24 protein-coding genes are annotated in these 25,945 nt (G+C 49.1%); 9 read left to right on the top strand and 15 right to left on the bottom strand.

Features of this window, described 5'->3' with window-relative positions; all coding sequences use genetic code 11:
* Positions 1-178: 178 nt before the first annotated feature.
* Entirely contained in the window at positions 179-1,549 is a 1,371-nt protein-coding gene (locus BN1044_RS01075) for an MATE family efflux transporter (RefSeq protein ID WP_072307195.1), read from the bottom strand.
* A gap of 299 nt (positions 1,550-1,848) precedes the next feature.
* Between BN1044_RS01075 and BN1044_RS01080 the strand changes: the two genes are divergently transcribed.
* Positions 1,849-2,499 (top strand): riboflavin synthase subunit alpha, encoded by a 651-nt coding sequence (locus BN1044_RS01080; protein WP_072307251.1) that lies wholly within the window; start codon positions 1,849-1,851, stop codon positions 2,497-2,499.
* A gap of 52 nt (positions 2,500-2,551) precedes the next feature.
* Here BN1044_RS01080 and BN1044_RS01085 read toward each other — a convergent pair whose 3' ends face one another.
* Together BN1044_RS01085 and BN1044_RS23770 are read right to left on the bottom strand one after the other, a co-directional pair.
* A complete protein-coding gene (locus tag BN1044_RS01085) occupies positions 2,552-2,968 on the bottom strand; it encodes a hypothetical protein (protein ID WP_072307196.1) in 417 nt (138 codons plus the stop codon).
* A 163-nt stretch (positions 2,969-3,131) separates the two neighbouring features.
* The gene (locus BN1044_RS23770) at positions 3,132-4,883 is read right to left on the bottom strand and encodes a YadA-like family protein (protein ID WP_254663906.1); all 1,752 of its coding nucleotides are present in this window, start codon (positions 4,881-4,883) and stop codon (positions 3,132-3,134) included.
* Positions 4,884-5,114: 231 nt separating this feature from the next.
* On the opposite strand from BN1044_RS23770, the gene BN1044_RS01095 reads away from it, so the two are divergent.
* Positions 5,115-5,504 carry a hypothetical protein gene (locus BN1044_RS01095; protein ID WP_139130867.1) on the top strand — a complete coding sequence of 130 codons (390 nt, stop codon included), beginning with the start codon at positions 5,115-5,117 and terminating at the stop codon, positions 5,502-5,504.
* A gap of 297 nt (positions 5,505-5,801) precedes the next feature.
* On the opposite strand, the gene BN1044_RS01100 is transcribed toward BN1044_RS01095, so the two are convergent.
* Positions 5,802-7,178: an MFS transporter gene (locus BN1044_RS01100; protein ID WP_072307199.1), complete on the bottom strand. Its 1,377-nt coding sequence runs from the start codon at positions 7,176-7,178 to the stop codon at positions 5,802-5,804.
* 222 nt (positions 7,179-7,400) lie between these two features.
* Here BN1044_RS01100 and kdgR point away from each other — a divergent pair, with 222 nt between their 5' ends.
* Entirely contained in the window at positions 7,401-8,189 is a 789-nt protein-coding gene (kdgR, locus tag BN1044_RS01105) for a DNA-binding transcriptional regulator KdgR (protein ID WP_072307200.1), read from the top strand.
* A gap of 81 nt (positions 8,190-8,270) precedes the next feature.
* On the opposite strand, the gene BN1044_RS01110 is transcribed toward kdgR, so the two are convergent.
* The 3 genes from BN1044_RS01110 to hxpB form a co-directional block, all read right to left on the bottom strand.
* Entirely contained in the window at positions 8,271-9,662 is a 1,392-nt protein-coding gene (locus BN1044_RS01110) for an L-cystine transporter (RefSeq protein ID WP_072307201.1), read from the bottom strand.
* Positions 9,663-9,906: 244 nt separating this feature from the next.
* Positions 9,907-10,449: a metal-dependent hydrolase gene (locus BN1044_RS01115; RefSeq protein WP_046459581.1), complete on the bottom strand. Its 543-nt coding sequence runs from the start codon at positions 10,447-10,449 to the stop codon at positions 9,907-9,909.
* A gap of 149 nt (positions 10,450-10,598) precedes the next feature.
* Positions 10,599-11,261 carry a hexitol phosphatase HxpB gene (hxpB, locus tag BN1044_RS01120; protein WP_072307202.1) on the bottom strand — a complete coding sequence of 221 codons (663 nt, stop codon included), beginning with the start codon at positions 11,259-11,261 and terminating at the stop codon, positions 10,599-10,601.
* Between the two features lie 317 nt (positions 11,262-11,578).
* Here hxpB and BN1044_RS01125 point away from each other — a divergent pair, with 317 nt between their 5' ends.
* On the top strand, positions 11,579-12,124 hold the full coding sequence (locus BN1044_RS01125; protein ID WP_046459579.1) for a YniB family protein: 546 nt from the start codon (positions 11,579-11,581) through the stop codon (positions 12,122-12,124).
* Between the two features lie 72 nt (positions 12,125-12,196).
* Here BN1044_RS01125 and BN1044_RS01130 read toward each other — a convergent pair whose 3' ends face one another.
* Together BN1044_RS01130 and ghoS are read right to left on the bottom strand one after the other, a co-directional pair.
* The gene (locus tag BN1044_RS01130; RefSeq protein WP_072307203.1) at positions 12,197-13,069 is read right to left on the bottom strand and encodes a fructosamine kinase family protein; all 873 of its coding nucleotides are present in this window, start codon (positions 13,067-13,069) and stop codon (positions 12,197-12,199) included.
* 301 nt (positions 13,070-13,370) lie between these two features.
* A complete protein-coding gene (gene ghoS / locus BN1044_RS01135; protein WP_072307204.1) occupies positions 13,371-13,691 on the bottom strand; it encodes a type V toxin-antitoxin system endoribonuclease antitoxin GhoS in 321 nt (106 codons plus the stop codon).
* Positions 13,692-13,859: 168 nt separating this feature from the next.
* Between ghoS and BN1044_RS01140 the strand changes: the two genes are divergently transcribed.
* Positions 13,860-14,510: a transglycosylase SLT domain-containing protein gene (locus BN1044_RS01140; protein ID WP_072307205.1), complete on the top strand. Its 651-nt coding sequence runs from the start codon at positions 13,860-13,862 to the stop codon at positions 14,508-14,510.
* 325 nt (positions 14,511-14,835) lie between these two features.
* Here the strand turns inward: BN1044_RS01140 and BN1044_RS01145 are convergent, their stop codons facing one another.
* Positions 14,836-15,138: a hypothetical protein gene (locus tag BN1044_RS01145; protein ID WP_072307206.1), complete on the bottom strand. Its 303-nt coding sequence runs from the start codon at positions 15,136-15,138 to the stop codon at positions 14,836-14,838.
* Between the two features lie 236 nt (positions 15,139-15,374).
* Between BN1044_RS01145 and BN1044_RS01150 the strand changes: the two genes are divergently transcribed.
* Both BN1044_RS01150 and BN1044_RS01155 read left to right on the top strand, forming a co-directional pair.
* Complete coding sequence (locus BN1044_RS01150) at positions 15,375-16,658, top strand: SLC5/6 family protein (RefSeq protein WP_072307207.1); 1,284 nt, start codon at positions 15,375-15,377, stop codon at positions 16,656-16,658.
* Positions 16,659-16,842: 184 nt separating this feature from the next.
* A complete protein-coding gene (locus BN1044_RS01155; protein WP_072307208.1) occupies positions 16,843-17,982 on the top strand; it encodes an ABC transporter substrate-binding protein in 1,140 nt (379 codons plus the stop codon).
* Positions 17,983-18,129: 147 nt separating this feature from the next.
* On the opposite strand, the gene BN1044_RS01160 is transcribed toward BN1044_RS01155, so the two are convergent.
* Genes BN1044_RS01160 through BN1044_RS01180 form a run of 5 tightly spaced genes read right to left on the bottom strand, consistent with a single transcriptional unit; the run spans position 18,130 to position 22,943 of the window.
* On the bottom strand, positions 18,130-18,720 hold the full coding sequence (locus tag BN1044_RS01160) for an ATP-binding cassette domain-containing protein (protein WP_072307209.1): 591 nt from the start codon (positions 18,718-18,720) through the stop codon (positions 18,130-18,132).
* Positions 18,720-19,538 carry an ATP-binding cassette domain-containing protein gene (locus BN1044_RS01165; RefSeq protein ID WP_072307210.1) on the bottom strand — a complete coding sequence of 273 codons (819 nt, stop codon included), beginning with the start codon at positions 19,536-19,538 and terminating at the stop codon, positions 18,720-18,722. Before BN1044_RS01165 ends, BN1044_RS01160 begins: the two co-directional genes overlap by 1 nt.
* Entirely contained in the window at positions 19,532-20,344 is an 813-nt protein-coding gene (locus tag BN1044_RS01170) for an ABC transporter permease (RefSeq protein ID WP_072307252.1), read from the bottom strand. Before BN1044_RS01170 ends, BN1044_RS01165 begins: the two co-directional genes overlap by 7 nt.
* Entirely contained in the window at positions 20,344-21,309 is a 966-nt protein-coding gene (locus BN1044_RS01175; protein WP_072307253.1) for an ABC transporter permease, read from the bottom strand. Before BN1044_RS01175 ends, BN1044_RS01170 begins: the two co-directional genes overlap by 1 nt.
* A 44-nt stretch (positions 21,310-21,353) precedes the next feature.
* Positions 21,354-22,943 carry an ABC transporter substrate-binding protein gene (locus BN1044_RS01180; protein WP_072307211.1) on the bottom strand — a complete coding sequence of 530 codons (1,590 nt, stop codon included), beginning with the start codon at positions 22,941-22,943 and terminating at the stop codon, positions 21,354-21,356.
* Positions 22,944-23,236: 293 nt separating this feature from the next.
* Here BN1044_RS01180 and BN1044_RS01185 point away from each other — a divergent pair, with 293 nt between their 5' ends.
* Together BN1044_RS01185 and mrdA are read left to right on the top strand one after the other, a co-directional pair.
* The gene (locus BN1044_RS01185) at positions 23,237-23,626 is read left to right on the top strand and encodes a DUF805 domain-containing protein (RefSeq protein WP_040045017.1); all 390 of its coding nucleotides are present in this window, start codon (positions 23,237-23,239) and stop codon (positions 23,624-23,626) included.
* A gap of 345 nt (positions 23,627-23,971) precedes the next feature.
* On the top strand, positions 23,972-25,885 hold the full coding sequence (gene mrdA / locus BN1044_RS01190) for a peptidoglycan DD-transpeptidase MrdA (protein ID WP_072307212.1): 1,914 nt from the start codon (positions 23,972-23,974) through the stop codon (positions 25,883-25,885).
* Positions 25,886-25,945: the final 60 nt, after the last annotated feature.

Raw genomic sequence — 25,945 nt, forward strand, 5'->3', positions numbered from 1 at the left:
TCCTGAACTGCTTTGTTAGCACGTTAGCCGTGCCAGACAACGGGGACGAATATTAACGGCACATGACACGGCTGGCAAGGGGGATTGCCAAAAATTCCTCTTAAATTCACACGATTGCTGATGATATGCGCATCTGGGTGAAAAAAACGGCATCTAGGATGCCGTTGAATTGCCTTGATTAACGCGCTGCTCGCTGCAAGATCCATGCCGCGGGCTGATTTTGTAGCCAGCGGATACGCAGCGCCATCATTATAGCCGCCGATGTGAGACCGATGATAAAGCCCGTCCAGAAGCCGCTTGGCCCCATGGCGGGAACAATATAATCCGTCAGCGCCAGCACATAGCCGGTTGGTAGCCCTAAAATCCAGTACGCCGTAAAGGTAATAAAGAAAATCGAACGGGTATCTTTATAACCACGCAGTACACCGCTGCCGATAACCTGAACCGAATCCGAAATCTGATAAATTGCCGCTAGCAGCATCAAGTGCGATGCCATGGTGATAACTTCAGGGTTATCGTTGTAGAGCAGGGCAATGGGTTCGCGGAAAATTACGGTGAAAATAGCGGTACATGCCGCCATCGTCATTCCTACGGCAATACTGGTGCGCGCCGCGACTCTCGCATTTTCTGCCGAGCCTTCGCCCAAGCGGTAACCCACACGAATAGTCGCGGCCACGCCGAGTGACATTGGCAACACAAACATCAGCGAGCTGAAGTTCAGCGCAATTTGGTGTCCCGCAACGGAAACAATACCCAGCGGTGAAACCAGTAAAGCGACAACGGCAAACAGCGTCACTTCGAAAAACAGCGCTAAAGCAACCGGCATACCGATATTAATTAGGCGATGGATCGTGGCCCACTGTGGTGCTTCCATGCCTTTTTGACGTAAATCACGTAGGCTGGATGAGCGACGAACATACCAACGCATGATGAAATACATCACCCAATACACGCTGCCTGTAGCCACGCCACAGCCGACGCCACCCAGCGCTGGAGCACCTAATTTCCCGTAGATGAAAATGTAGTTAATCGGAATGTTTACCAACAGGCCGATGAAACCAATCACCATTCCCGGTTTAGTTTTCGATAGGCCTTCGCACTGATTACGCAGTACCTGGAAGAACAAATAACCCGGCGCGCCCCACATAATCGCGTGCAGATAGCCGATGGCCTTGCTCGACAAATCATGATCGATGTTATGCATCATATCGATGATATGTTTGGAATTATAAAGGACTATGATAATTAAAACCGACACGCCAAACGCCAGCCAAAAACCTTGTCGCACCTGATGTTCAATTTTATCGCGACGCCCCGCGCCGTTTAGCTGGGCGATGACCGGCGTTAAAGCCAGCAGCAAACCATGGCCAAACAAAATAGCCGGTAGCCAAATGGAGGTCCCAACGGCAACCGCCGCCATATCTGTGGCGCTAACGCCGCCTGCCATGATGGTGTCAACAAAACCCATGGCCGTTTGAGAAACCTGCGCAATGATAACGGGAATAGCCAGAGCTAATAAGCTACGCGCTTCTATCCAATACTTCTGCACGTATACACCTTTTTATTTTAAATGAGAGAGAAAACAGACAAGTAAACGCCTCTTCGCGGAAAGTCCTAAAGAGGGTAACGCGATACTCAGCATTCGATCACCGATGCGGCGTCAAACGTGATGAGTATAAACAGTGAGTGAATGATTCTACCTGCAGATACGGCACAAGAGAATGAAAAGTGTAGTTGATGAGTGGGGCATATGCTGTTTTTTGCCGGCTAGATTTGGATTTATCTATGGTTTGCGGCAAACTGCTAGATAATTGTTTTCGAAAAGACATTATTGCAGAGGCATCATTTATGTTTACCGGCATTGTTCAGGGCACCGCTCCCGTCGTGTCCATTGATGAAAAATCAAATTTTCGTACTCATGTAGTCAAATTCCCGCAGGAGTTATTGCCTGAACTTGAGCTCGGCGCATCCGTTGCTCATAACGGTTGTTGTCTGACCGTGACGAAAGTGGAAGGTGACCTTGTTAGCTTTGATTTGATGAAAGAAACGCTGCGTATCACCAATCTGGGCGATGTGACGGTGGGTAGCGTGGTGAATCTTGAGCGAGCAGCGAAGTTTAATGATGAAATCGGTGGGCATTTGATGTCGGGCCATATCATCTGTACGGCTGAAATCGTAAAAATCCTGACTTCAGAGAACAATCGCCAAATTTGGTTCAAAATGCCAAATCCTGAGCTGATGAAGTACGTATTGCATAAAGGTTTTATCGGCATCGACGGTATTAGTTTGACTATCGGAGAGGTAACGAAGAGCCGTTTTTGCGTACATTTGATCCCAGAAACACTGCAGCGCACTACGCTTGGCGTGAAGCGTCTGGGGGATAAAGTCAATATTGAGATCGATCCGCAGACTCAAGCCGTGGTTGATACGGTAGAGCGCGTGTTAGCCAGCCGTGACGCAACATTGCAAGCGGCCATGAATGTTGACTCCGTGGCTTAATATTGTAAAAAGCGCAGCCGGATGCTGTTTTCACCTCATCCGGCTTTTATCCTTATTTCAAATAGCCTTTAAACTGACGGTTTTCCATCAGCGCCACCTTTCCTTTGGTATAGAAAATCACCTGATAATTTCCCTGTGAATAGACGGACGCATCGGCATTTTTTTCATCTAATGCCGCAGGCTTACCATCAACGGTGACAATACCATCAGCACCACGCTTGACCGTTACGCCATAGCCGGTTTTGACCACAGGTTTATGTGTTGCTTGGCCATACTGTGCTTGCGCATTTTCTAGTGCCTGTTTCTCGGCCGCCGAGTTAATTGCGTTTTGTCGGCTTTGTTCGGCGATATAGCAGGCGTCTTTGCTGATCCCCTGAGACTCACATTTCGCCATGCGATCGGCTTGAGATGAGCAGGCCGCAAGCGAGCCAATTATCAGTCCTGCAACGATTACTCTTGGCATTTTCATTCTATTTACCTTACTTGTCAGGGAATAAGTCTTAATGTTAACCGTCGTCATTGCACCGCTTTTTTGCTCACCTAGGAATATATATAGATGAGTTTCATCAAGTGGGCGTTAGGGGGCGGCGAAAATACCCACTGTTTACATACTACAGTGGGCATTGTGTTAATTAGTATGAAAAACCGATGCCAACACCCGCGCCAAAATCTGACTGAGTATCTGCTGAAACGCCTGCTTTTATCACGGTATGATCGCCTGCATTGAATGAAGCACCGACGGCAACAGCGCTTTCGCTATTGAATGTACCAGCGCCTGCAGAGACCATAAATGAGTCACCAGACTTGACCTGCGGCATTGATGCAATGGCCGTTGCGCCAGCGATGCCTGCATTAGCCTCTTTGCGGTTATCATCTACCGAGTTTTTCAAGCTGCTGAAATTGCTGTTCAGCTTGTTGATAGACGCCGTGTTATCGCTTACACGCGATTGGGTTGAACGAATGGCTGAATGGGTATTTGTTGCCAAGTTCTGAATTTGCTCACCGTAGTAAACAGAATCAATGCGTTGTTGTTTGGTTAGCTTCTGAACACCGGCAGCATTCTTAGCGACACCATCACGGTTAGCTGTAATTTGTGTTGCGTGATCGGGCTGAGCAGATACAGAAGAAACTATGTTTTTAATCTGCTGCTGAGTGTCAGCCTGTTCAGCGTTGTGCTTAGCTGCAATCATTCCCTGCACGCGTGAACCGTTCTGAATGGCTTCCTTCTTCTGAATACCCGTTACAGTCGCTTTAGCCTGGTTGATTTGGTCGTGATTGCTTTTGGCATACTCGGCAACGGTTTCTAAATTAGATCCATTCTGTTCAATAGCTGCTGCGTTGGCCTTAATACCTTGCTCGTTTGCTGCAATGTGGCTTGACAGATTGAAGGTGTTTTTCAGCGCTTGATTCGCGTTGACATTGGCATGATCGGCTGATTGCTGCGCATGGTCTGCTTTATCGGTAGCTGTGTTAGCGGTCACCTGTGCGTGGTCTGCTTTGTCATTGGCGGTTGTTGCAGCGGTCTGTGCCTGGTCTGCCTTGCCATTTGCAATGTAGGCAACATCTAACGCGGTGGTAGCCTTAGTTTCTGCAAGGTTGGCTGTTTTAGTTGTGTCATCAAGCGTTGTTTTTACAGACGCTATTTCACTGGTGTTCGTTTTAATGTTGGCCGTGTTGGTGTCAACGTCTGCACCTATCACCATTGCTTCATGATGGACTGTGTCGGCATAGTTATAAGCAGAATTTGCTTTGTACATGGCCTGTGTTGCGGTGGCGTGTGCGTCATTGATTGCCAAGTCTTGACCGTTATCACGTGCGGTCTGTTCATCTGCTGTAATGAGTGGCGCGATGTGTTGCGATGCTGTGCGCACGACATTGGCGGCTGCTCTAGATTCACCACGTTTAGCTTCAATATCGGCTTTTAATTTGGCTGTTTTTAGTGCGGCAAACTGAGCTTTCAATTGCGCCTGTGTTGGCTGTGTTACAGGTGCTGCTGGGGCGACTGAAACCAATGGATGAAGCTGTTTTAACGTCGCTTCTTTGTTCCAACCTGCTGGCGTGATTGCGGTAGGTGCATCCGTTGAGAAATCGTTATACATACCATCAGAGATACCCGCGCGGCTATGTGTTTCATACACGATCAAACGGTCACGAGCGTTAAGATTTTGGTAAGCGTCACGCACCGCGGTGAAGGGGGTGCCTTGGGCAGTTGCTAACTTTATAAAGTTGTTTACGTCGGTATTTGTCGCGTTAGCTGCATGTGAGGCGGTCACTGCGGTTGCAACGAAAAAAGCTATGGAGGTGGTTTTCATCAAAGTTATCTCTAAAAAAAGTAATGTTAAATTATTGTGTCTACAGAAACGTCTTTGTGTCGCTTTACGCACATCTTAGGCGTGAATTATTATTCTGGTCTAGTGACTAAAATCACACTGTAATCGTTATCATGATAATAACCGCGCTTGCAGAAACGAATGTACGTATCTATTAGGTGCGTTAGTGGATTATTTATTTTCATTACGAATTAAGTTTTGTTTTGTAAATTGGTGTAAATATATGAATCATCGTGAGATTTGATTTTGTCGCAGAAAGCAACAATTTTGTGATGGGTGCAGAAAGTGGTAAAATCAACTTTAATTGATAATTATCAAATTTCTATAAAGGCGGTGAATGTAATGAGTGAAGCGTTTAGAGAAACATTTGAACGCATGGAGATTGAGCCAGCTTTACTTACGCTGCTGTGTCAGGTTCATAGATCAACAAGTCATAAGTGGTTAAGTGGTGATGTTAAAGAGATCCCTGCAGCGGCAGAAACGTTGATTAGGTTGCTTGAGTTTGTGCAAAAGAGGTCGCCTGAGCTTTTCTGTGAGTTTATGATTCTGCAAGATTTCCGCACACCTTCAGAGATTTACCTCAGCGATCCTGCTTGCTGGAAAAGCTACGAATTCTGCAAGCACAAAGTGACGCCAAAAGTTTTGGACTATCTTGAAAAACATCTACCTGAATAGCCATCTCAAGCGCTCCTTTCGTGGGCGCTTTTTTTTACTGAATTCTGCTGGTTCTTAAGCGTTCTATTTAAATTTTATCAAACCGCTATCATAAGAATGGTTCAACGTTTAAAGAGAATATGCTCTTACTTTTCAATCTATTGAGGTTTTTTGGCTGGCTGCGGGCTAGGTGGAATAAAGCAGGCTGGCTGTTTGGAGCGGAAATCCCAACGGGGCGGTTTTAGGCAAAACATGCCGTCAAAAACATGCCGTCATTGCGCAACATTATCAATGACGGCATGGTACAGCTTTAGTACGTTATTGAGCGGCTGGCTTTGGTTGGCGAATGCGTAGGCTACTGACAATCGCGGCACAAAGCGCGAATAGGGCACCCAGTAGCAACGATGAATGCGTACCCAGATCGCCAAACAGGTTGAACATCAGCGCCACTAACGCAGCTCCGCTGGTTTGTCCCAGTAGACGCGCAGTGCCAAGCATTCCACTGGCGCCGCCGCTGCGATGGCGCGGCGCGGAAGAGATCATGGTGTGATTGTTGGGGGATTGGAAAATACCAAAACCCGCACCGCAGAGCGCCATCCGCCAGATAATATCGATGTTAGTTGGATGGGAAGGAAGCAACGCCAGCGACAACAACCCAATAGCAAATAACATCAGCCCAATACTCCCCAGTAGCCCCGCGTTAAAGCGTTCAAGCAGTCGTCCGGCAATCGGTGCCATTATCATGGTGGCAATAGGCCAAGGCGTTAGCAGGAGCCCGGTCATCACTTCCGTTTTGCCGAGAACCGTTTGCAGGAAGAAGGGCAGTGAAACGAATGCTAGCATCTGTGCGCTGAAGGAACATATTGATGTTCCTACCGACAGCGAAAAGATTGGAATACGCAATAGATCGACGGGCAACAGCGGAAACTCTTGATTGAGCTGACGGCGCACGAAAAGTGTACCTACAATCAACATAACGACCAGTTCGCCCAACAATAAAAAGTTATTCTGGCGCTGGGCAAACCCGCTAATGGCCGAAATCAGCAGGCCGAAAGTGAGGGCGTTAAGCAACGCGCTGTAGCCATCAAACTTCGGTTTACCCACTTTGGGCGGATTTTCTGGAAGAAATTTCATGCCGCAAATAAAGGCGGCAATGCCAATCGGTACGTTAACGGCAAATAGCCACGGCCAACTACTCACGGAGAGAATTGCTGCTGCGACCGATGGCCCCGCCGCCGCCGAAACCGCGACGATTAATGCGTTAATCCCCATTCCTCGGCCGAGAAAACGTTGAGGATAAATTAGACGCACCAAAGCGACGTTCACGCTCATTACCGCCGCCGCGCCGAAGCCTTGCAGCACCCTAGCAAGGGTGAGCGTCCAGAGTGAGTCGGACATGGCGCAACCCAGTGACGTTACGCTGAACACCAACAATCCGGTGAGGTAAATTTTGCGGTAGCCGATGATATCGCCTAAGGAGGCCAGCGAGAGCAGAGAAATGGTAATCGCTAGCTGGTAGGCGTTAACAATCCAAACCGACGTTGCGGCAGAGGCGTTAAGATCGCGGGCAATAGTGGGAAGGGCGACGTTAGCAATCGCGCCATCAAGGACCGCGACGGTAATACCCAGTGCAATGGCTAAAATTGCGCCGTATCGTTGAGGCAGTGGAACGCCATCATTTATGGTTGATTTCATTCAGCAACAATCGTTAAGAGTTTATTAGTCAGTTGCGGAACTATAACTTTTATTATCACTTGAGACCACCGTCACATTTAGCTTTGTTTGTAACAAAGGATCTAGCGTGCGGAAACGGTTAACCACCTGATTAACCTGTTTAACAGGCTGTATTTCAGTAGCTGTTCCTTTTATAATGAAACATAGGTTCGATTTAATCATCTGATAGGGTAAAGAAATACAATGTCAACAGATATAGATAAACAACCCGATTCGGTCTCTTCTGTACTTAAAGTGTTTGGGATTTTACAAGCGCTCACCGAGGAGCGCGAAATAGGCATCACTGAGCTGTCACTGCGCGTCATGATGTCGAAAAGCACCGTTTACCGTTTTCTGCAAACCATGAAGTCTCTTGGCTATGTTTCGCAGGAGAGTGAATCAGAGAAATATTCGCTGACGCTTAAACTGTTCGAACTGGGCGCGCATGCTTTGCAAAATGTTGATTTGATCCGCAGCGCCGATATTGAAATGCGCGAGCTTTCGCGCTTGACGCGTGAAACTATTCACCTGGGCGCTTTGGATGAAGATGGGATCGTCTACATTCATAAAATTGACTCAATGTATAACCTGCGTATGTATTCGCGTATTGGTCGTCGCAATCCGCTGCACACGACCGCCATTGGTAAAGTGTTGCTGGCTTGGCGCGATCGTAGCGAAGCAGAAGAAATCATCAGCCAGATTGAGTTCAAGCGTAGCACCGATAAAACGATCCTTACCCCTGAAGCGTTGCTGGCAGCGCTAGACGCGGTGAAAGAGCAAGGCTTTGGTGAAGATATCGAAGAACAGGAAGAAGGGCTGCGCTGTATCGCTGTGCCTGTTTTTGATCGCTTTGGCGTGGTGATTGCGGGGCTGAGTATTTCGTTCCCAACGATCCGTTTCTCCGAAGATGCTAAACACGAATACGTTAAAATGCTGCATACCGCAGCGCGTAATATTTCTGAGCAGCTGGGTTATCACCACTATCCATTCTAAATAATCGCGTTCTAATTTATTGCGATAGATAAATATCAAAGGGAGCCAATGGCTCCCTTTTTTGCAAATAATATTCGCTAATTACTGATGTGCCAGCTCGGCTTCTTCTTCAGAGTCAAACACGCTCTTATCGGTTTGACGCAGGATCTGGCTGGTGATGGTGCCGGCCGCCATAGAACCATTCACGTTCAGCGCGGTACGGCCCATATCAATCAGGGGCTCAACGGAGATAAGCAACGCTACGAGCGTAACGGGTAACCCCATCGCGGGTAACACGATCAGCGCAGCGAAGGTTGCGCCGCCGCCAACGCCTGCAACGCCTGCCGAACTCACGGTAACAATACCCACCAGCGTCGCAATCCACAGCGGATCGAGTGGGTTAATCCCTACGGTTGGCGCAACCATCACCGCTAACATCGCAGGATAAAGCCCCGCACAGCCGTTTTGGCCAATAGTGGCACCAAAGGACGCTGAGAAGCTGGCGATAGATTCAGGCACGCCAATGCGACGGGTTTGTGCTTCCACGTTCAATGGAATACTGGCTGCGCTAGAACGGCTGGTGAAGGCGAATGTCAGAACCGGCCAGACTTTGCGGAAGAATTTCAGTGGGTTAATGCCGGTAAACGACAGCAATAAGCCGTGTACCACAAACATGATCGCCAAGCCAAGATAGGACGCAACCACGAAGCTGCCGAGTTTGATGATGTCGTGCATGTTCGAACCCGCAACCACTTTGGTCATCAGCGCCAGTACGCCGTATGGTGTCAGCTTCATAATCTGTCGAACCAGCTTCATCACCAGCGATTGCAGGGTGTCGATAGCGGTAAGAACGCGTTTACCTTTAACTTCATCATCTTTTAGCAGCTGCAGCGCCGCCGTTCCCAAGATCGCCGCAAAGATAACTACGCTGATAATAGAGGTGGGGCTCGCACCGGTTAGGTCGGCAAACGGGTTTTTAGGGATAAATGACAGCACCAGCTGAGGAACGCTTAGGTCTGAAACTTTACCCGCATAGTTGGTATTGATCGCGGCCAGACGCGCGGTTTCTTGTACACCCTGAACCAAACCTTCGGCCGTTAAGCCAAATAGATTAGTCACCAACACCCCAACTAATGCTGCGATCATCGTGGTGAACAGCAGAGTGCCGATAGAAAGGAAGCTGATTTTGCCCAGCGATGAAGCGTTATGTAGCTTAGCGACGGCGCTCAAAATTGAAACTAACACCAGCGGCATCACAATCATTTGCAGCAGTTGTACGTAGCCGTTACCGACAATGTTGAACCAGCTAATAGAGTCTTTGAGTACGGGGTTGTCTGAACCGTAAACCAGCTGTAGCCCTAAACCAAATAGGACACCCATAAATAAGCCGACTAAAACTTTTTTAGCGAGGCTCCATTTAGTACGACGCGTCTGTGCCAGCAGCAATAAAAGCGCCACAAACACCAGCACGTTAATCACGAGCGGTAGGTTCATCCCAATCTCCAAATTTCTAATATATGTTTTTATACGTTCCGGCGTGCCCTAAGGACGCCGCAGCCTCGTTGGGCCACGTGCTAACCTACGCTGAAACGTGATTGTCTTAATCAATGCTATATATGCTAACAGCACCCTACATGTGATGCTTATATCCAAAATGAATTTATTATAATTTTTGCATCGAGTTTGTGTGCTAAACAGTCAAAACGAAGGGTTTGTAACCAGTGCAGTGTGATTTCCGTCATAATTTATGACTTACATATCTGAGTAAATCGTAAAAAGGCATTAAATCACCGCCCCAATATAGTGCATAGCCCACCAGAGACATGCATAAGATCCGCTCTAACTGATTGCCTTTCTGAGAATTGAGTATCGGTAGCCGGAAACGCCAGCGAATGGGCCATAGCAAAGGCACACCGGCGGGGGTGAGCATATCGGCAAGCAGATGGCTTAGATATCCGATCACCATTGCGTGCATGGCGTCAACGGGGATCCCCATGTAGCTCGGCATTTCACAGTTCAGTAGAAAAACGCCGCCGATGACCGCAAGCAGGCTATGCGTAAAGCCGCGATGACCAAACATGCGCGCGATAGGTGACGACAACCATTTAAGGCGTTGCCCAAGAACTGATTTTGGATGATCGATATCTGGCCACAAGCAGGTGAGCAAGGCACCGGGAATGATATGCCACCAGTCTCCATGGGCGAGCGCAGGCGTCAATTCCGCTTTTTTAGCGAAAATGGCACAAGCGACAGAAAAAATAAGATGGCCTTCCGCCGTCATGATAAAACTCGCCGAGGGTACTGGTAATTTATCCAGCATATCGGAGTTTTCGCAGGAAGCAAGAGGTGACAGCGTAACAGATGACTGTTTGCTGTATAAATATACATAAAACGGAGCCTGAGGTAGGCTCCGCTTGGTTTTAACGTTGATTAAGGCTGAATATTCGCCGCAGTGAGTTCGTTGAGATTGTTTAACTTCACATCGGCTAATGCCCAGCGAGGATCGCTAATATTCTCCGGCGCGGGTACCACAATAGAGCGCATTCGAGCAGCTTTGGTGGCGATCATGCCGTTAAACGAATCTTCGAGCGTCACGCAGTTGAGGGGATCTACGCCAAGTTGCTGAGCGGCGTTAAGATAAACTTCAGGGTGCGGTTTGCTATACGGTAATGCTTCTGCCGAAACCACGGCGTCGAAATACTGGCTGATGCTAAACATGTCCAGCACTTCGTTAAGCATATAAAGCGGTGACGCCGAGGCTAAACCGATTTTCATTCCCTGCTGACGACACAGTTTTAACGCGTGTTCAACGCCGGGCAGCAACGGTTTGGTCTCACGCACCAGATCAATGACGCGGCGAATAATGCGCTCAGTCACTTCTTCTTGGCTTGCGCCTTGCCATGGCGTGCGCTGATACCAAAGTTTTACGACTAAATCGATGCGTAGGCCTAGGGTTTCAGGAACATTCGCTGCATCAACGTCGATGCCTAAGGAGGAAAATACATCGTGTTCTCCTTGAGTCCATAGTGGTTCAGAATCTATCAGTAACCCATCCATATCGAAAATTACGGCTTCAATGCGACTCACAGGCATTCCCTCATCTAGGTGGTTTAAGACCGCCTGAACCTATGTTCAGCGTCATAACTTTATTTGCTGCGGGTACTCTAACATTCACGCCGCTTTTGGTTAAGCCAGTTATACTAGACGAACCTAAAGTATCAGCAAACCTGACCAATCAATTCAATCAGTTGAGATTGCGATAACGGAAACAGCCACGTAGACTGCCGTTATTCAAGGCGATAATTACGCATCTAGCCAACGTAATTCGAGTTGCAGTGTGGCGGCAAATGAGCGCGGCCCACAAAGAGGCAGCTTGAAATATGACGGGTATTTCAAATTAAGGGGATGGCATGACCTACCAACAAGCTGGTTGGGTTGCGGTGGCAAAACGGATATTCGGGTGGATAGTTTTTATTCCAGCGCTGCTTTCAACCACGGTGTCGATACTTAACTTTCTCTATCAGCATAGCCAAAAGCAAGAAGGGCTTAATGCCGTCATGCTGGACTTCGTGCACGTGATGATTGATATGGTGAAGTTTAATACCCATTTTCTGGATGTGTTCTGGTTCAATTCACCGCAGCCGGTATTAGGGCAGGGATTTACCGGCGGTAATATCATGTTTTGGATCATCTACTGGCTGATCTTTGTGGGAATGGCACTGCAAGCCTCGGGGGCTCGCATGTCACGGCAGGTGCGTCATATTCGCGAAGGTATTGAAGACCAGCTGATTTTAGAACAGATGAAAGGGGCTGAAGGTCATTCACGTGAAGCGTTAGAAAAACGCATTGTGTTGCCGCGCCATACCATTTTCCTGCAGTTTTTCCCACTGTATATTCTGCCAATTATCGTGGCGGTGATCGGGTACTTTATTTTGAAGCTGCTCGGGTTGGTGTAACTCACGACAACGCGGGTAGGCTAATAAAAAAGCTCACTTTACGGTGAGCTTTTTTACAGGGAAGCAGAAAATCTACGCCACATCTTTCTCCATCAAACGGTCAATCGCTTGAATAGCGGTCTCCAAATGTGGCCCTGCGAACAGGTTGCACATATTCAATTGATGGTAAAGCTGGTACACAGGCTGACGCTCAATAAATGATGTCGGCAGCGGCCAAACGCTTTGATAACCGTCATAAATTTGGGCAGGCAGCAACGAAAATAGCGGCAGCATGGCTAAATCACATTCGCGGTCGCCCCAGTAGCAAGCAGGATCGAAAATCACCGGCCCTTGCGCACTGAGCCCCATATTCGCCGGCCAGAGATCGCCGTGCAGCAGTGAAGGCTGCGGCTGGTGGTTGTGTAAACGCTGCTCAACGGCGGTTACGATGCTGTCGATATCGCCGAAATGAATGCCTTTTTCCGCAGCGAGCTGCAATTGCCAGCCGATACGTTGTTCAGAAAAGAATTTGGCCCAGCGGCGCTGCCAAGTATTCGGCTGTGGGGAAGTGGAAAGGTGATTGTCGTAATCGAAACCAAATTGAGGCTGTTCGCTCCACTGATGTAAACGTGCGAGTTGCTGACCGAATAGATAGGCATTGTGGGCATCAAGTGGACGCACCGGCAAATATTCCAGTAGTAAAAAACTGGCCTCGCGCGTGGCACCAACGCCATAAACCTGCGGTGTTTTTACCGTATGGCTACGCGCCAAGCAGGCTAACTGATCCGCTTCGGCCTTAAAATCTTGTAGGAAGTCGGGGGTGTCACATTTGATAAAGACCTGATGTTCGCCATCGCTAACACACCAAGCCTGATGGACTTCGCCGCCAGGGAGTTCACGTTTTTCGCGGATGGTAAAGGCTCGGTCAAAGTGTCCGCATAATAACTGACTTACAGCTTGCCACATGGTGTACCCCCTATATACCCGTCATATTTCAAATGGCGTCTTTGCTGGTTGTGTTCATTACTCCGAACCTGATACCACCGCAATGCAACTCGAACTATTTTGGATAGCGTTCGTGAATGGAACTGGCATTATATTTCCCTTGAAATCATTCATGAGCGCGAATGTTCTAGGGCATATATATAGGTGAACATAGTTATGTGATGCTATTTTGACCGTAACCGCTGTGCTAATGAACGTAAAGTACAAAAAAGGGCAATCAGCTAATTTCTGTTAATTACTTGATCTGAAATAAAATAGGCAGCTAATGCTGCCCTTTAGATGGATTCCTTGTCGCCCAAAGCTGGGTGAAATATTCATCGCGCAAAACGGCTTCCACTTCGGGTTCTTGGCCCAATGCTACTTTTCCTAACGCCTGAGCAAGGCGCTCAACGTCGGTCTTATCCTGTAGGCTGGTGATGGCGTAGCTATTGGGTCCCAGTTCATGGGGAATACCGTCAGAATCCGCGACGGTAGTCGCAAACCCCTCCAACATGAGTTGGTTGTTGAGCTTGGCGGTTTCCGCAAGATCGGCCTGCGGATAACTGAAGGTCACTACATAGCAAGCAATAGCAGATTGACTCATGGAGTACCTCAATTGGTGCATTTAACTGAATAATCATAGCCTATAAATAGACGAAAAATGTGTGTAAAAGGGTGAATTGAGCAACAAATCGTAAAAATCAACTAGCCAAAGACCTTTTTTTCTGGCAACATCCACCACGGACCAACATACGCAGAGGATCTCGCAACGGTGAAGAAACGAATCAGTTGCATGTTGGCGGTATTGCTTTTGGCTGGGTGTGCGAAAGAGCAAACACCGCCTCAAACAGTAAAGTTAAACGTCAACAACAATGCTCGCGGTAGTTTTTTAGATGCACGAACGCCACCTGATGGAGAGTTTGGAACCTATATCCGAACGGCCTCAAACAGTTATGGCATTGATGAAACCTTAATAAAGGCCATTATTCAGGTTGAATCAGGAGGAAATCCTCACGCAGTCAGTACATCTAATGCCATCGGGCTGATGCAGTTAAAAGCTTCAACGGCAGGTAAGGATGCTTACCGCAAGAAGGGACGAGGCGGGCAACCAACGTCGCGTGAGTTAAAAGATCCTGCGGTTAATATTGATTTAGGCACTGCCTATCTCAATATCTTGCAGAATCAGCAGTTAGCCGGAATATCAAACCCTAAGACCATGCGCTATGCGATGATCGTATCGTATGCCAACGGAGCAGGGGCCATGTTGAGGACGTTCTCGCCAAACCGTAAGGTCGCGATCGACAAAATCAACAGCATGTCACCGGAAGCTTTTTATCAGCATATCCAAAAACGACATCCGGCAGCGCAGGCTCCGCGTTATCTGTGGAAGGTAAACACCGCGTATCTCGCGATGGTGCAATAAAACGCATTCAAGCAGTACATCAGGCCATGTCCTGACTGTGGTTAGCCCTTATAAGGCTGTAGGTTAACCACAGTCATCTCCCTCGTCGCCATTGAAACCACAGCAGCGTTGGCTGCATTCACTCGCCCAAATCACTGACTAATGTCAGCTCATTGGGATTCGCTCATTTGCCGCCTTGCTGTGATTCCAATGGCTTTGAGGGCTTTCGTATTGAAACCACAACTGTGTTGGCTGCATTCGCTCGCCCAACAAATCTGCCTGGAGCAGATTTGAACGCAGTTTACTGTGGCCCGAAGGGTGAAGCCCATGGATGGGCTGAATAATGTCAGCTCATTGGGACTCGCTCATTTGCCGCCTTGCTGTGATTCCAATGGCTTTGAGGGCTTTCATATTGAAACCACAGCTGTGTTGGCTGCATTCGCTCGCCAGAATAATCACTGACTAATATCAGCTCATTGGGACTCACGCATTTGCCGCCTTGCTGAGATTCTAATGGGCTTTGAGGGCGTTCATATTTTGAAACCGTAGCTGCGTTGGCGGCTTTCATGAACCAACGTTGGGATGGTCTAGCAGCAATTTTTGCGGTTTTTTGTGCTGTAAAATTCAACTTTTGTGACTTTTTTATCAAAATTCTTTATCCTTCTCTCCGCACTTATTCCGCAATCGTTTTGCTTTTTTGATAACTCATTGTTTTTAAACGTTCTTAGAACTAATGAGTGTCGCCTGCGGAATTGAACTCTGTGCTTCCTGCGCGATATGGCCTTAGGCCAGCTCATAACAGCGATCTACAAAAGTGCAGGACACATTTGGGCAGAACAGGATGTCTGCGTTGGCCCACGTTTCACAAAGAAGGTAAGTGAATTAATGAGTATTATTTCCCCTGATGCTGGTCGGGTAGCGACAGAACGCCCGTCCAAGTGGAATAAAACAGACACAGTCTGGATGTTTGGGCTTTATGCCACGGCGGTTGGTGCGGGTACGCTATTTTTGCCTATCAACGCCGGCTTGAACGGCCCGTTAGTCTTGATTTTGATGGCGATTTTGGCTTATCCATTAACCTATTTGCCGCATCGCGCACTTAGCCGCTTTGTATTATCAGGTTCAAGCCGTGACGGTGATATCACCGACGTGGTTGAAGAGCATTTCGGCATTTTGGCGGGTAAGGCCATCATGGTGCTGTATTTACTGGCCTTTTTCCCGATAGTTTTGGTGTACAGCATCTCCATTACCAATGCGTTGGAAAGCTTCTTGATAAACCAGTTCCACGTTACGCCGCCGCCGAGGATCTGGTTGAGCTTAGGCGTAGTAGCGGCGCTGAGTTTGATCCTGCGCACCGGTAAAGAGACGATTGTCGCGGCAATGGGGATTTTAGTCTTCCCATTGATTGTGTTCCTGCTGGGTATCTCTCTCTATCTGATCCCGTATTGGCACGTATCTGCATTTTTCACCGGCCTGCAGCAAACGTCGGTGAGCGACCCTCAATTATGGCGTTCACTCTGGCTGGCGGTTCCGGTGATGGTGTTCTCATTTAGCCATGCACCGATCATCTCTTCGTTCTCTTCCACCCAAAAGGGACTGTACGGCGAGGGGGCCGAGCGTCGCTGTGCGCGTATCATGCGCTATAGCTACATGATGATTTGTGTCAGCATTTTGTTCTTTGTCTTTAGCTGTGTGATGAGCCTGTCGCATGCTGAAATGTTGGCGGCACGCGATGAAAATATTACCGTGCTGTCGAGTTTGGCGAATAAATTCTCAAATCCATTAATCGCCTACTTAGGACCGGTGATGGCGATTTTGGCGATGTCGAAATCCTATTTGGGAACCTCGCTGGGCGTGACCGAAGGTGCCACCAGCTTGATTGACGGCGCGTTCCGCAGCGTGGGTAAGAAAGTGTCGTCCAATGTGACTCACAAGATCTCTGCGGTGTTGTTGTTTGCTGTAACGTGGTTGGTGACCTTCTTGAACCCAAGCGCGTTGCATATTATTGAAACCATCAGTGGACCACTGATTGCGGTTATCCTGTTCATTCTGCCAATTTATGCCATTCATAAAGTGCCAGCGATGAAAAAATACCGTTCAATCACCAATCCTTTTGTGTTGATAATGGGCCTGATTGCATTGTCAGCGCTGGTCTACAGCCTGATCTAATCTTACGAAAATGCTCAAGTGAAAAGCCGTGCTGTGAAGCGCGGCTTTTTTTGTTTTTATCGAGCCTATTCATACTTAGAAAAGCATTTCGTTTGTAATTACGGGCAAGATTCTTTATTTTTACGTGCAAATAAAACTTATTATCATTACCAATTGACCATTTTGGTCATTCCAGGAGAGCTTTATGGCACGTTCTTTCAATCGATTAGCGCTGGTATGTGCGCTGGCGGTATCTGCCCCCGTTATCGCAACGACTTATCCTCTGACCATCACAGACACATCCGGCCAGCGTATTACCTTGCAGCATGAGCCGAAGCGCATTGTGGTGCAGGATGGGCGTGACATCATGACGCTGGCATTGCTCGATCGTGCCGATCCGTTTAGCCGAATTGTGGCGTGGAACAATTTGCTGAAAAAAAGCGATCCTGAAACGCTTGCGGTGCTGAACCAAAAGTGGCCGGGAGAGGCAGATAAGATTCCTGATATGGGCTTTAGCGATAAGGGCGAGGTGAATTTAGAAAGCGTGATAGCACGTAAACCGGACTTAATGATAGCTCAACTGCGTGCCAAGCCTGCGCTAGCCGATACCGGAGTGCTGAAACAGCTGGCGGCACTGAACGTTCCCGTGGTGTTCGTGGATACCTTTTTACAGCCTATCGCCAATACGCCGAAAAGCATCCAACTGTTAGGTGAAGTACTTAATCGCGAACAGGAAGCGAAAGAATATACCGATTTTTATCAGCAGCACTTGCAGGCAATAACGTCGATAACCGCCAAAGTCACGCCAAAACCGCGCGTATTTGTTGAAGCAAAAGCGGGCGTTGGCGGGGCGCAAGCGTGCTGCTTTACCCATGCGCACGTTGGTTTTGGCGGTATGGTTGAGGCGATCGGCGCGGAGAACCTCGGGTCTGGGTTATTACCGGGCGCGACTGGTGAAATATCGATGGAGAAAATGATCAGCCTGAAGCCGGATGTTTACGTGGTTTCCGGTGCTCGCTGGAAAAATAAAGACAGTATTGCTATTCCATTCGGTTACGGTGTCACGTCGCAGCAGGTGGATGACCGTTTTGGTCAGTTGAAAGCCCGCAATGGATTCAACCAAATAAAAGCCGTGCAGGAAAACCATCTGTATGGCTTGTACCACAATTTCTATAACCATCCTTACAACATCGTAGGATTGGATTATTTAGCCAAGTTTATTTATCCGCAGCAGTTTACCGACCTTGAGCCTGCACAAACCTACCGCACCATCATTGCGAAATTTACCCAGATCCCACAGTCCGACGCTGTTTTTGGCGCAGAGGCTCCAGTGAATAAAAAATAAGTTGTAGAGTTTATGGTGTTGTTTACCAGACTCTTATTTTAGGGAGAGCACACCGATGGGGTCGTAGCGGCGCAAGCCCCGTGTATCTCGGTCGTATAAGCAAACGATGTTGGTCGAGTTTTGGTGTTTTTATCCATAACCCAATAACTACGCTATCACCTCGACGCGCGTGCAAATCTGCTCCAACAATGCCCGCTGATGACTAAAAATAATCATGCTCAGCGGGCGCTGCTGCGACTCAATGATCAGTTGCTGCCAGATATCCCGCTGAATATGAGGATCGAGCTGTGCGGTGACCTCATCGGCAATTAACACCCGCGTGCGGGGATCTAACGCTCTTAACAGCGCAATACGCGCCAGCTCGCCGCCAGAAAGTTGGTTGGGCTTACGGGTTAACCATTCTGCTTTGACGTGAAAACGAGAAAGTTGTTCAGCATCCGGGTGCCAAGCATCGCGCAATGCTTGCCCCGTGGTGCGGTAAGGGTTGAACGTCAGTTCAGGATGTTGAGGAACGAGCTGAACAGGGCAATATCCCTTGCAAGGTAACGCCGCATCGTCAAGCGTAATACTCCCTTGCTGATAAGGCTGCCAGCCGGCTAATACCCGTCCTAATGTTGTTTTTCCGTAGCCGCTAGGGGCTGAAATTCCTACCCGCTCTCCGGTCAAAACGTTGAGCGAAAAGTCATGCCATAGCTGGCGCTTATCTTGTTCTATGCTGAGCGCTGAAATACGCAACATTAAACGCGCCTCATTTTACAGGTTGCGAGATCATCAGCGGGCACGTGGGTAAATAACGGATGGTGCTCCGGCTGAGCGAGCCAGTGTTTTTGTAGCGTAGGGCTGCCGTGCCCGTTTTTTAGAGCGTCGATCGTGATGTCATCGCTGACCCGCCCTTCGTTGAGGGCGACGATACGATCGGCGAAGCGAGCGGCTAATGACAAATCGTGAGTCACCCACAAAACACCGGCGCCTTGTGCACTGAGATCGCGTAGCTGCTGCAACAGCTGGCAGGCCAGCGGCTCGTCGAGCCACGCGGTGATTTCATCGGCCAGAATATAGTGCGCGCCGCCCAATGCGGCATTACAGGCGAGCACTCGTTTGGCCATTCCACCAGATAACTGACGAGGATATTTCAGCAAAACGTCGGCTTGCAGTTGGTAATGTTTAATTTGCTGTTCGAGAGCAAGCGCACAGGTATGGCTGCCGCTCAGGTGCAGGCTGCGAGAGAGTTGAGTGCCAACGTTGAGCAGTGGATTGAGAGAGCTCACGCCCTGTGGCACATAACATAAGGTGTTACCGCGTAACTTTTGGCATTGCAGCGCATCAAGCGCTTCGCCGTTTAAGCGAATATCGCCGCGTTTGCGCAGGTTCTGCGGCAGTAGGGCTAAGGCGCTCTGCAGCAATAAACTTTTTCCTTCGCCGCTGCCGCCCACCAACGCGACCACTTCGCCACGGCGTAGCGTAAAATTAATATTGCTCAGGATGGGCGACCATCTTTTACGACCAAACCAGCTATAGCGAGCGCTTTCGATAGTCACATTGTCGAAATTCAGCATGATTGATTCCTTAGCCATAGCTGTTGAATCGCGCGAGCACATTGATCAAACAGCAAAACGATCAGCAGCAGAATCAGCCCCGGAAATACCGCCAGCCACCAGCAACCGTTGCTGAGAAAACGCAGTGCGTCAGACAACAAAATGCCTAACGAAGGCTCATGCGGCGCTAGGCCGAAGCCGAGAAAGCTAAGTGCCGCGCTGTGTAACACCGCATGCGGAAACATTAATAGCGTGCCAACAAACCATTGAGGCGCTAGAGCAGGCAAATAATGCGCTCGCCAGCAATACCAGCGGCTATTTCCTAAACGCTGGGCAAGCGTCATATAGTCGCTGGTGCGAATACGCTGTGCTTCGGCGCGCAGAATCAATGACAGCTTCGGCCAGTGGGTTAACGCCACGGCCAAAATAACGCCGTGTTTGCCACCGCCAACGGTAAAGCAGATGAGTATTAATAACAGCAGGTGCGGCAACGACAGCAGGGTATCAACGAGTAACCGCAGCATATGATCGAGCGCGGGATGCAGCAGTGTCAGGCTGGCAACCAGCATGGCGATGATCCCGCTACACAGCGCAGCGCCGATACCAATCTGCAGGCTCGTTAGCGCGCCTTGAAAGCAGCGCAACCACAGATCGCGCCCCAGATTATCAGTACCAAACCAGTGTACGGCGCTAGGCGCTTGATAGCGTGCCAGCAGATCCAATGGGATATCTGACGAGAGCAACGAAATCCCATACAGCGTGAGAGTCACCAGCACGAGGGCCGAAAGCACAAAGCGTAACAGCGACGGCGCGGGGTTATGCAGCATCATTGACGTTCCAAAATTCGATTCATTCTTGCCAACAGCACCGCGGCTAACGTATTTCCGCCAAAGACTAACAGGGTGCTGAATAATACGATGCCCATCAACAAAGGAATATCGCCGCGCAGGCCCGCATCAATTGTGGCTTGCCCCAGTCCGGGATAGGCAAAGATTTTCTCTGCCAGCAGAGAACCACCGAGTAATTCACCTACCGAGGCAAATTGAAGACACAGCGCGGGCGTCAGCGCGTGGCGAAATACCTGAATCCGTAATAGCGACCAGCCTGAATCACCTTGTGCCTGCGCGTAGCGTACGAAGTCACTGTGCATAACTTCGGCGACTTTCTCGCGGGTATGCAATGCGATCTGTCCCAAGCCCATCAGACTGAGCGCAATCATGGGCAAAATCAGGTGGCGAATGCGTTCAACGATCGTTGCATCCTGTGCGCTGCTACCCGGCTCCCAGGCACAGCATACGGGAAACCATGGCCAGTGGACGGCAAAAATAACCAGCAGTAAAAGCCCAACCCAAAAAGTGGGCAGTGATGACAACAGATAGCTGATACGGCAAATCAAGCGGTCGGGCCAACGGTTGAGATAGCGGCCCGCGCTAAAGCCTAGCAACATGCCTAAAAAACCGGATAACAACCATGCGCTGGCCAATAAGGCGAAAGAGGTGGCGAATCGCTCGCCGATCACGTCGGCTACGGGCGCATTATACAGCATCGAGTAGCCAAGATCGCCGTGCAGCACCTGTGAGAACCAGTGCCAAAAGCGCAGCCACAGCGGTTGATCTAATCCCCAACGGGCGGCAATCAACGGGTATTGCTGCGGGGGAACATGCAGCAAGTCATTGCCGATATAGGCACGAATGGGATCGATGGGGGAAAAACTGAGCAGCGTGAACGTGCCCGCCGACACCAGCGTCAGCAGGCAGGCTAAACGAAAGAGGGTATACACAGCCTGACGCAAACCGCGTAAACGCGTGAGTATCAGGCTGAGTTCGGCGAAGCGTTTTAATGGCACGTCCACTTCCAATCTTGCAGATTATTGAGAACGGACCAGCTACCGTGAATTTCAGGTGCCGCTTTACCTAAATCGACGCAGGGGTTGGCTAAGTAGGTATGCTGCACATTGAGCAACCAAGCCCAAGCCGCATCGCCTTGCACGCCCGCACCCGTTTTGCCATCCCATTCGACCTGTTGCCAGAACGGTACCGCTTTTTGCCACGTTGGCGCATCGAGCGCTTGCTGCAGGTGCTGATCGACGATCTTGTTGCTGTAATAGCCCGGATTGTAATACTCCACGCCGGCCGCTTTGCTGCTGTAATGATGATACAGCTCCATCGGATCTAAACTGCCCCAGCCAAACAGCGTTGGGTTTGCATGCATGTTGCGTTCGACGGTTTCCCAACTGCCGGACTGCAAATCCATTTTGATACCCAGTGGTTGAAGCATCGAGCGGACGGCCTGCGCCAGATCGCGGCGGGTGCTGTCGCCGCTGGTATACCACAGGGTTAATTCGGCTTTCTGACCATTTTTCACCCGCACGCCGTCACTGCCGACTTTCCAGCCCGCGTCGTCTAAAATCTGCTTGGCTTTGGCAATGTCACCGTCTTTAAACGCTGCGGCTTTGCTGTCCCAAGGTAATCCTTGAACCGCACTGTAGGCAGGGATCGCGTGGCCTTCCATCAGTTGATCGGCGAGCAGTTGGCGGTTAATGGCGTAGTTGATGGCACGACGAATGGCGATATCGGCGGTGACGTTATTGCCAATCGGATAACCATTGGCGTCTTTTTTCCCTGCCTGCGTGGTTGGGAATACGATGCCTCGATTTTCTACGCTTGATCGCACCCACAGCTTCAGGCCATTTTGTCCGCTTACCGACATAGATGGCGCAATACGCACCAAGCCAAGCTGACCGCTTTGTGCTGCCGCATAGGCACTGTCTTCATCTAAAAAGACAAAAACTAATTTATTGAAATCATTTTTGTGGCCGGCGTAATAAGGGTTTGCTTCAACGATGAGCTGTTGACCCGGCTCAAAGCTTACCAGTCGATAAGGGCCCGCACCGATAGGCTTCTGAGCGTAGGTTTTAGCATCATATTTTTCTGCGGAAACAATGCCCAGTGAGCCTAATACGTTAACGAAAGTGCTTTGCGGTGCGGAGAGCGTCATTTCTACGCTGCGCGAATCTAGCGCTTTTGCCGAAGCAAAGTTGCCCATATCGATCTTGCCGCCGCCGCGTGCGGCTTGGTTGTAAGTGAAGGCGACATCTTTGGCCGTGAGCGGTGAGCCGTCAGAGAATTTTAAGTTAGGCTTTAGCGTTAGCGTCCACGTTTTGCCATCCTCGCTGTTGGTGACTTTTTCTGTCAGCAGGTTATCCCAGCTAAGATCGGCCTTTTGTTTTAACAGTGGGCTATGTAACAGCAAGTAGCTACCGTGGCTCCAGCCAAGTAGCGGATCAAAACCTTCAGTCGGCTCTTCGCCAATGGCCAGTTTAAGCGTGTGCTGCGTGGCTGGTTGCGCGCTGGCGTGAGAAATAAGTGGCAGTGCGCCAAAAATGAAGGCGAGTGCGTAGGGCAGCGCTTTTAGTTTTAGTGGCATGTGGATTCCTGATCGTCCCATTATTTTTGTATGACATAAAACGCTGGGATTTATAGCAGACGCCTATCTGCGCAAACATGATTTGTGTCAACTCGAACCGGCAAAGTATGCACTTTTTACTTTTTTTGCATACTTTACGCATGACCAGATTTTTTTTGCGCTCATTTAGCCTACATTTCTGGCTGAAATGTTTGTGACGAGACATAATTGATTGTTATCAATATACGGAATTATCACTTGGTGGGCAGAATACAATCAGGTGAGATTTATGGCTCTGGATAAAAGGAAGAACGATGGATTGGTATCTGAAGGTTCTGAAGAACTATTTCAATTTTCGTGACCGCGCTAGACGTAGAGAGTATTGGTGGTTCGTACTGATAAACGCCATCATCACAATTCTATTGGGGTTCGTACAGGATGCATTAGGCTGGAGCAATGAGAGTGGCGAAGGCGTGCTGACCGTGGTTTACGGCCTGCTGTTAATTATTCCTTCGATTGCGGTTATGGTTCGCCGTCTCCACGATACTGACCGCAGCGGCTGGTGGGTGTTGATCGGTCTTATCCCGATCGTTGGCTGGTTTGTGTTGTTTATCTTCGCCGTCTTCGATAGCCAACCAGGCAGCAACCGTTTCGGAGCTAACCCAAAAGATGTTGCCGCGCCGACATCGTCGATTATTAGCTAGCCTGAAAAAACATGGTTTTTAGGAAGTAATGACGTTGGTTTAAGAGATCGAGATACACGGGTCTACCACACCGCGGGGCGCTCAGGCGGCTTACGCCGCTACGACCCCATCGGTGTGGTCCCCCTAAAATGTAACTTTAGCGGCGTGCATTACACATCAATTGGCTATTTTCCTCTTAATTACACTTGTCTTGTCACATTTCACGAATATATTCACATCCTGAAACAATGATGATGACTCATTAGCATCACCGTGGTTTCACTCGCTGCAGATTGTGTTTAGCCTTAGCGTCCGTTTAATTATTGAGTGAATCCGACAGGTCGTTTTGCACCTGTATCTCCAGTCATGAGCCGTTTGCTAGAGCCATTTCGCGACCACAGTGCTGAAGAGACGCTGTTTATCCGCCGTTCAATTATTGCCGCGGTGATGGTTGTGCTGCTTTTCGGCGTATTAGTGCTTAATCTGTATCACCTTCAGGTAGAAGAGCACGATCAGTATCAAACACGCTCGAACGCCAACGACATTAAAACCCTGCCCATTGCGCCGGTACGCGGGTTGATTTATGACCGCAACGGAACGCCTTTAGTAGAAAACCAAACGCTGTATCAAATTGAACTGATTCCTGGGAAAGTCGCTAACTTAGACGAAACGATCAAAGCGCTGACGCCGATAGTGGATTTAACAGCGGATGATATTAATAACTTCCACGAGGCGATGAAGTCCTCTCGACGCTTTGCTGAAGTGCCCCTCAAAGAAGCGCTGAGCGACGTTGAAGTTGCGCGCTTTTCTGTCAATGAATTTGAATTTCCCGGCGTGTCGATTAGCAGCTATCAGCAGCGTTACTATCCATACGGCGCTGAGCTAGCCCACGTTGTTGGCTATGTTTCAAAGATTAACGATCGCGATGCCAAACGGCTGAATGAGGCCGGTGAAGGTGAAAACTATGCGGCGGATCATGACATTGGCAAGCAGGGAATCGAACGTTATTACGAATCCCAACTGCACGGTACCACGGGCTCGCAGGAGGTTGAGGTCGATAGCCATGGGCGCGTGGTGCGAGAGTTAACCGAGACGCCGCCGCAGGCCGGAAAGAATATTTATCTGACGATAGATCTACCGCTTCAGCAATATATTGAGAAACTGCTGAAGGGACAGCGTGCGGCCGTGGTGGTGATGGATCCGCGCGATGGTGGTATTTTGGCGATGGTCTCTAGCCCAAGCTATGATCCGAACCCTTTTGTGAACGGTATATCGTATAAGTCTTATCAGGCTTTGCTCGATAATTCTGACTTACCATTGATTAACCGTGTTACTCAAGGGATTTACCCGCCTGCATCCACGGTTAAACCGTTCATGGCCACATCTGCGCTCTTTGCCGGTGTTATCACGCCGCAGACCACGTTTTTTGGCCAACCTACTTGGGTGCTTCCCGGCACTAATCGCCATTATCGAGACTGGCTGAAAACCGGTCATGGCATGTTAAACGTGACCAAGGCGATTGAAGAATCAGCGGATACGTTTTTCTATCAGGTGGCGTATGAAATGGGGATCGATCGCATCCATGAATGGTTGAGTAAATTTGGCTACGGGCAATATTCCGGAATCGATTTAATGGAACAGGCCAAGGGCGTTTTGCCCGATCGAGCATGGAAGCAGAAAGTCCACAAAAAAATGTGGTATCAAGGCGATACTATTTCTGTAGGCATTGGGCAAGGGTATTGGACCGCCACCCCGATTCAAATGGTTAAGGCCTTGAGTACGCTCATCAATAATGGCACAACAAAAACGCCGCATTTGATGTATTCGATGAAACAAGGGAACCATGTCGAGCGCTATCAGCAGGAAGAACATTCGCAGGTGGCCGATCCGAAATCGCCGATCTGGGGTATTGTGAAAAAAGGCATGTTTGGTATGGCAAACTATCCTAACGGCACTGGCTACAAGTATTTCCACACTGCGCCTTATGAAATTGCCGCCAAGTCAGGCACCTCTCAGGTATTTGGGCTGAAACAAGATCAAGTTTACAACGCCAAAATGATCCCGGTGAAGCTGCGCGATCATATTTTCTACACGGCGTTTGCGCCGTATTCAAACCCTAAGGTTGCGATTGCCGTCATTTTAGAAAACGGTGGTGGGAATGGTGTATCTGCAGCACCGACAACGCGTGCCATTCTGGATTATATCTTTGCTAAAACTAAACCCGTTGAACCGCCGGTATTACCTACGCTTGATGCCACGCAGTTACGCGATGCGCATTAATCATTAAAAATGGATTTCATTTCCAATTCTTTTCAAACTTGTTGATACACCTAGACAAGG

The sequence above is a fragment of the Hafnia alvei genome (genome assembly GCF_900095695.1).
Taxonomy (GTDB): domain Bacteria; phylum Pseudomonadota; class Gammaproteobacteria; order Enterobacterales; family Enterobacteriaceae; genus Hafnia; species Hafnia alvei_B.

Coding starts and splice junctions, on each gene's coding strand:
- BN1044_RS01080 (WP_072307251.1), top strand. CDS start 1,849: ATGTTTACCGGCATTGTTCAGGGCACCGCTCCCGTCGTGTCCATTGAT.
- BN1044_RS01085 (WP_072307196.1), bottom strand. CDS start 2,968: ATGAAAATGCCAAGAGTAATCGTTGCAGGACTGATAATTGGCTCGCTT.
- BN1044_RS01100 (WP_072307199.1), bottom strand. CDS start 7,178: ATGAAATCAACCATAAATGATGGCGTTCCACTGCCTCAACGATACGGC.
- kdgR (WP_072307200.1), top strand. CDS start 7,401: ATGTCAACAGATATAGATAAACAACCCGATTCGGTCTCTTCTGTACTT.
- BN1044_RS01110 (WP_072307201.1), bottom strand. CDS start 9,662: ATGAACCTACCGCTCGTGATTAACGTGCTGGTGTTTGTGGCGCTTTTA.
- BN1044_RS01115 (WP_046459581.1), bottom strand. CDS start 10,449: ATGACGGCGGAAGGCCATCTTATTTTTTCTGTCGCTTGTGCCATTTTC.
- hxpB (WP_072307202.1), bottom strand. CDS start 11,261: ATGCCTGTGAGTCGCATTGAAGCCGTAATTTTCGATATGGATGGGTTA.
- BN1044_RS01125 (WP_046459579.1), top strand. CDS start 11,579: ATGACCTACCAACAAGCTGGTTGGGTTGCGGTGGCAAAACGGATATTC.
- BN1044_RS01130 (WP_072307203.1), bottom strand. CDS start 13,069: ATGTGGCAAGCTGTAAGTCAGTTATTATGCGGACACTTTGACCGAGCC.
- ghoS (WP_072307204.1), bottom strand. CDS start 13,691: ATGAGTCAATCTGCTATTGCTTGCTATGTAGTGACCTTCAGTTATCCG.
- BN1044_RS01150 (WP_072307207.1), top strand. CDS start 15,375: ATGAGTATTATTTCCCCTGATGCTGGTCGGGTAGCGACAGAACGCCCG.
- BN1044_RS01155 (WP_072307208.1), top strand. CDS start 16,843: ATGGCACGTTCTTTCAATCGATTAGCGCTGGTATGTGCGCTGGCGGTA.
- BN1044_RS01160 (WP_072307209.1), bottom strand. CDS start 18,720: ATGTTGCGTATTTCAGCGCTCAGCATAGAACAAGATAAGCGCCAGCTA.
- BN1044_RS01165 (WP_072307210.1), bottom strand. CDS start 19,538: ATGCTGAATTTCGACAATGTGACTATCGAAAGCGCTCGCTATAGCTGG.
- BN1044_RS01170 (WP_072307252.1), bottom strand. CDS start 20,344: ATGCTGCATAACCCCGCGCCGTCGCTGTTACGCTTTGTGCTTTCGGCC.
- BN1044_RS01180 (WP_072307211.1), bottom strand. CDS start 22,943: ATGCCACTAAAACTAAAAGCGCTGCCCTACGCACTCGCCTTCATTTTT.
- BN1044_RS01185 (WP_040045017.1), top strand. CDS start 23,237: ATGGATTGGTATCTGAAGGTTCTGAAGAACTATTTCAATTTTCGTGAC.
- mrdA (WP_072307212.1), top strand. CDS start 23,972: ATGAGCCGTTTGCTAGAGCCATTTCGCGACCACAGTGCTGAAGAGACG.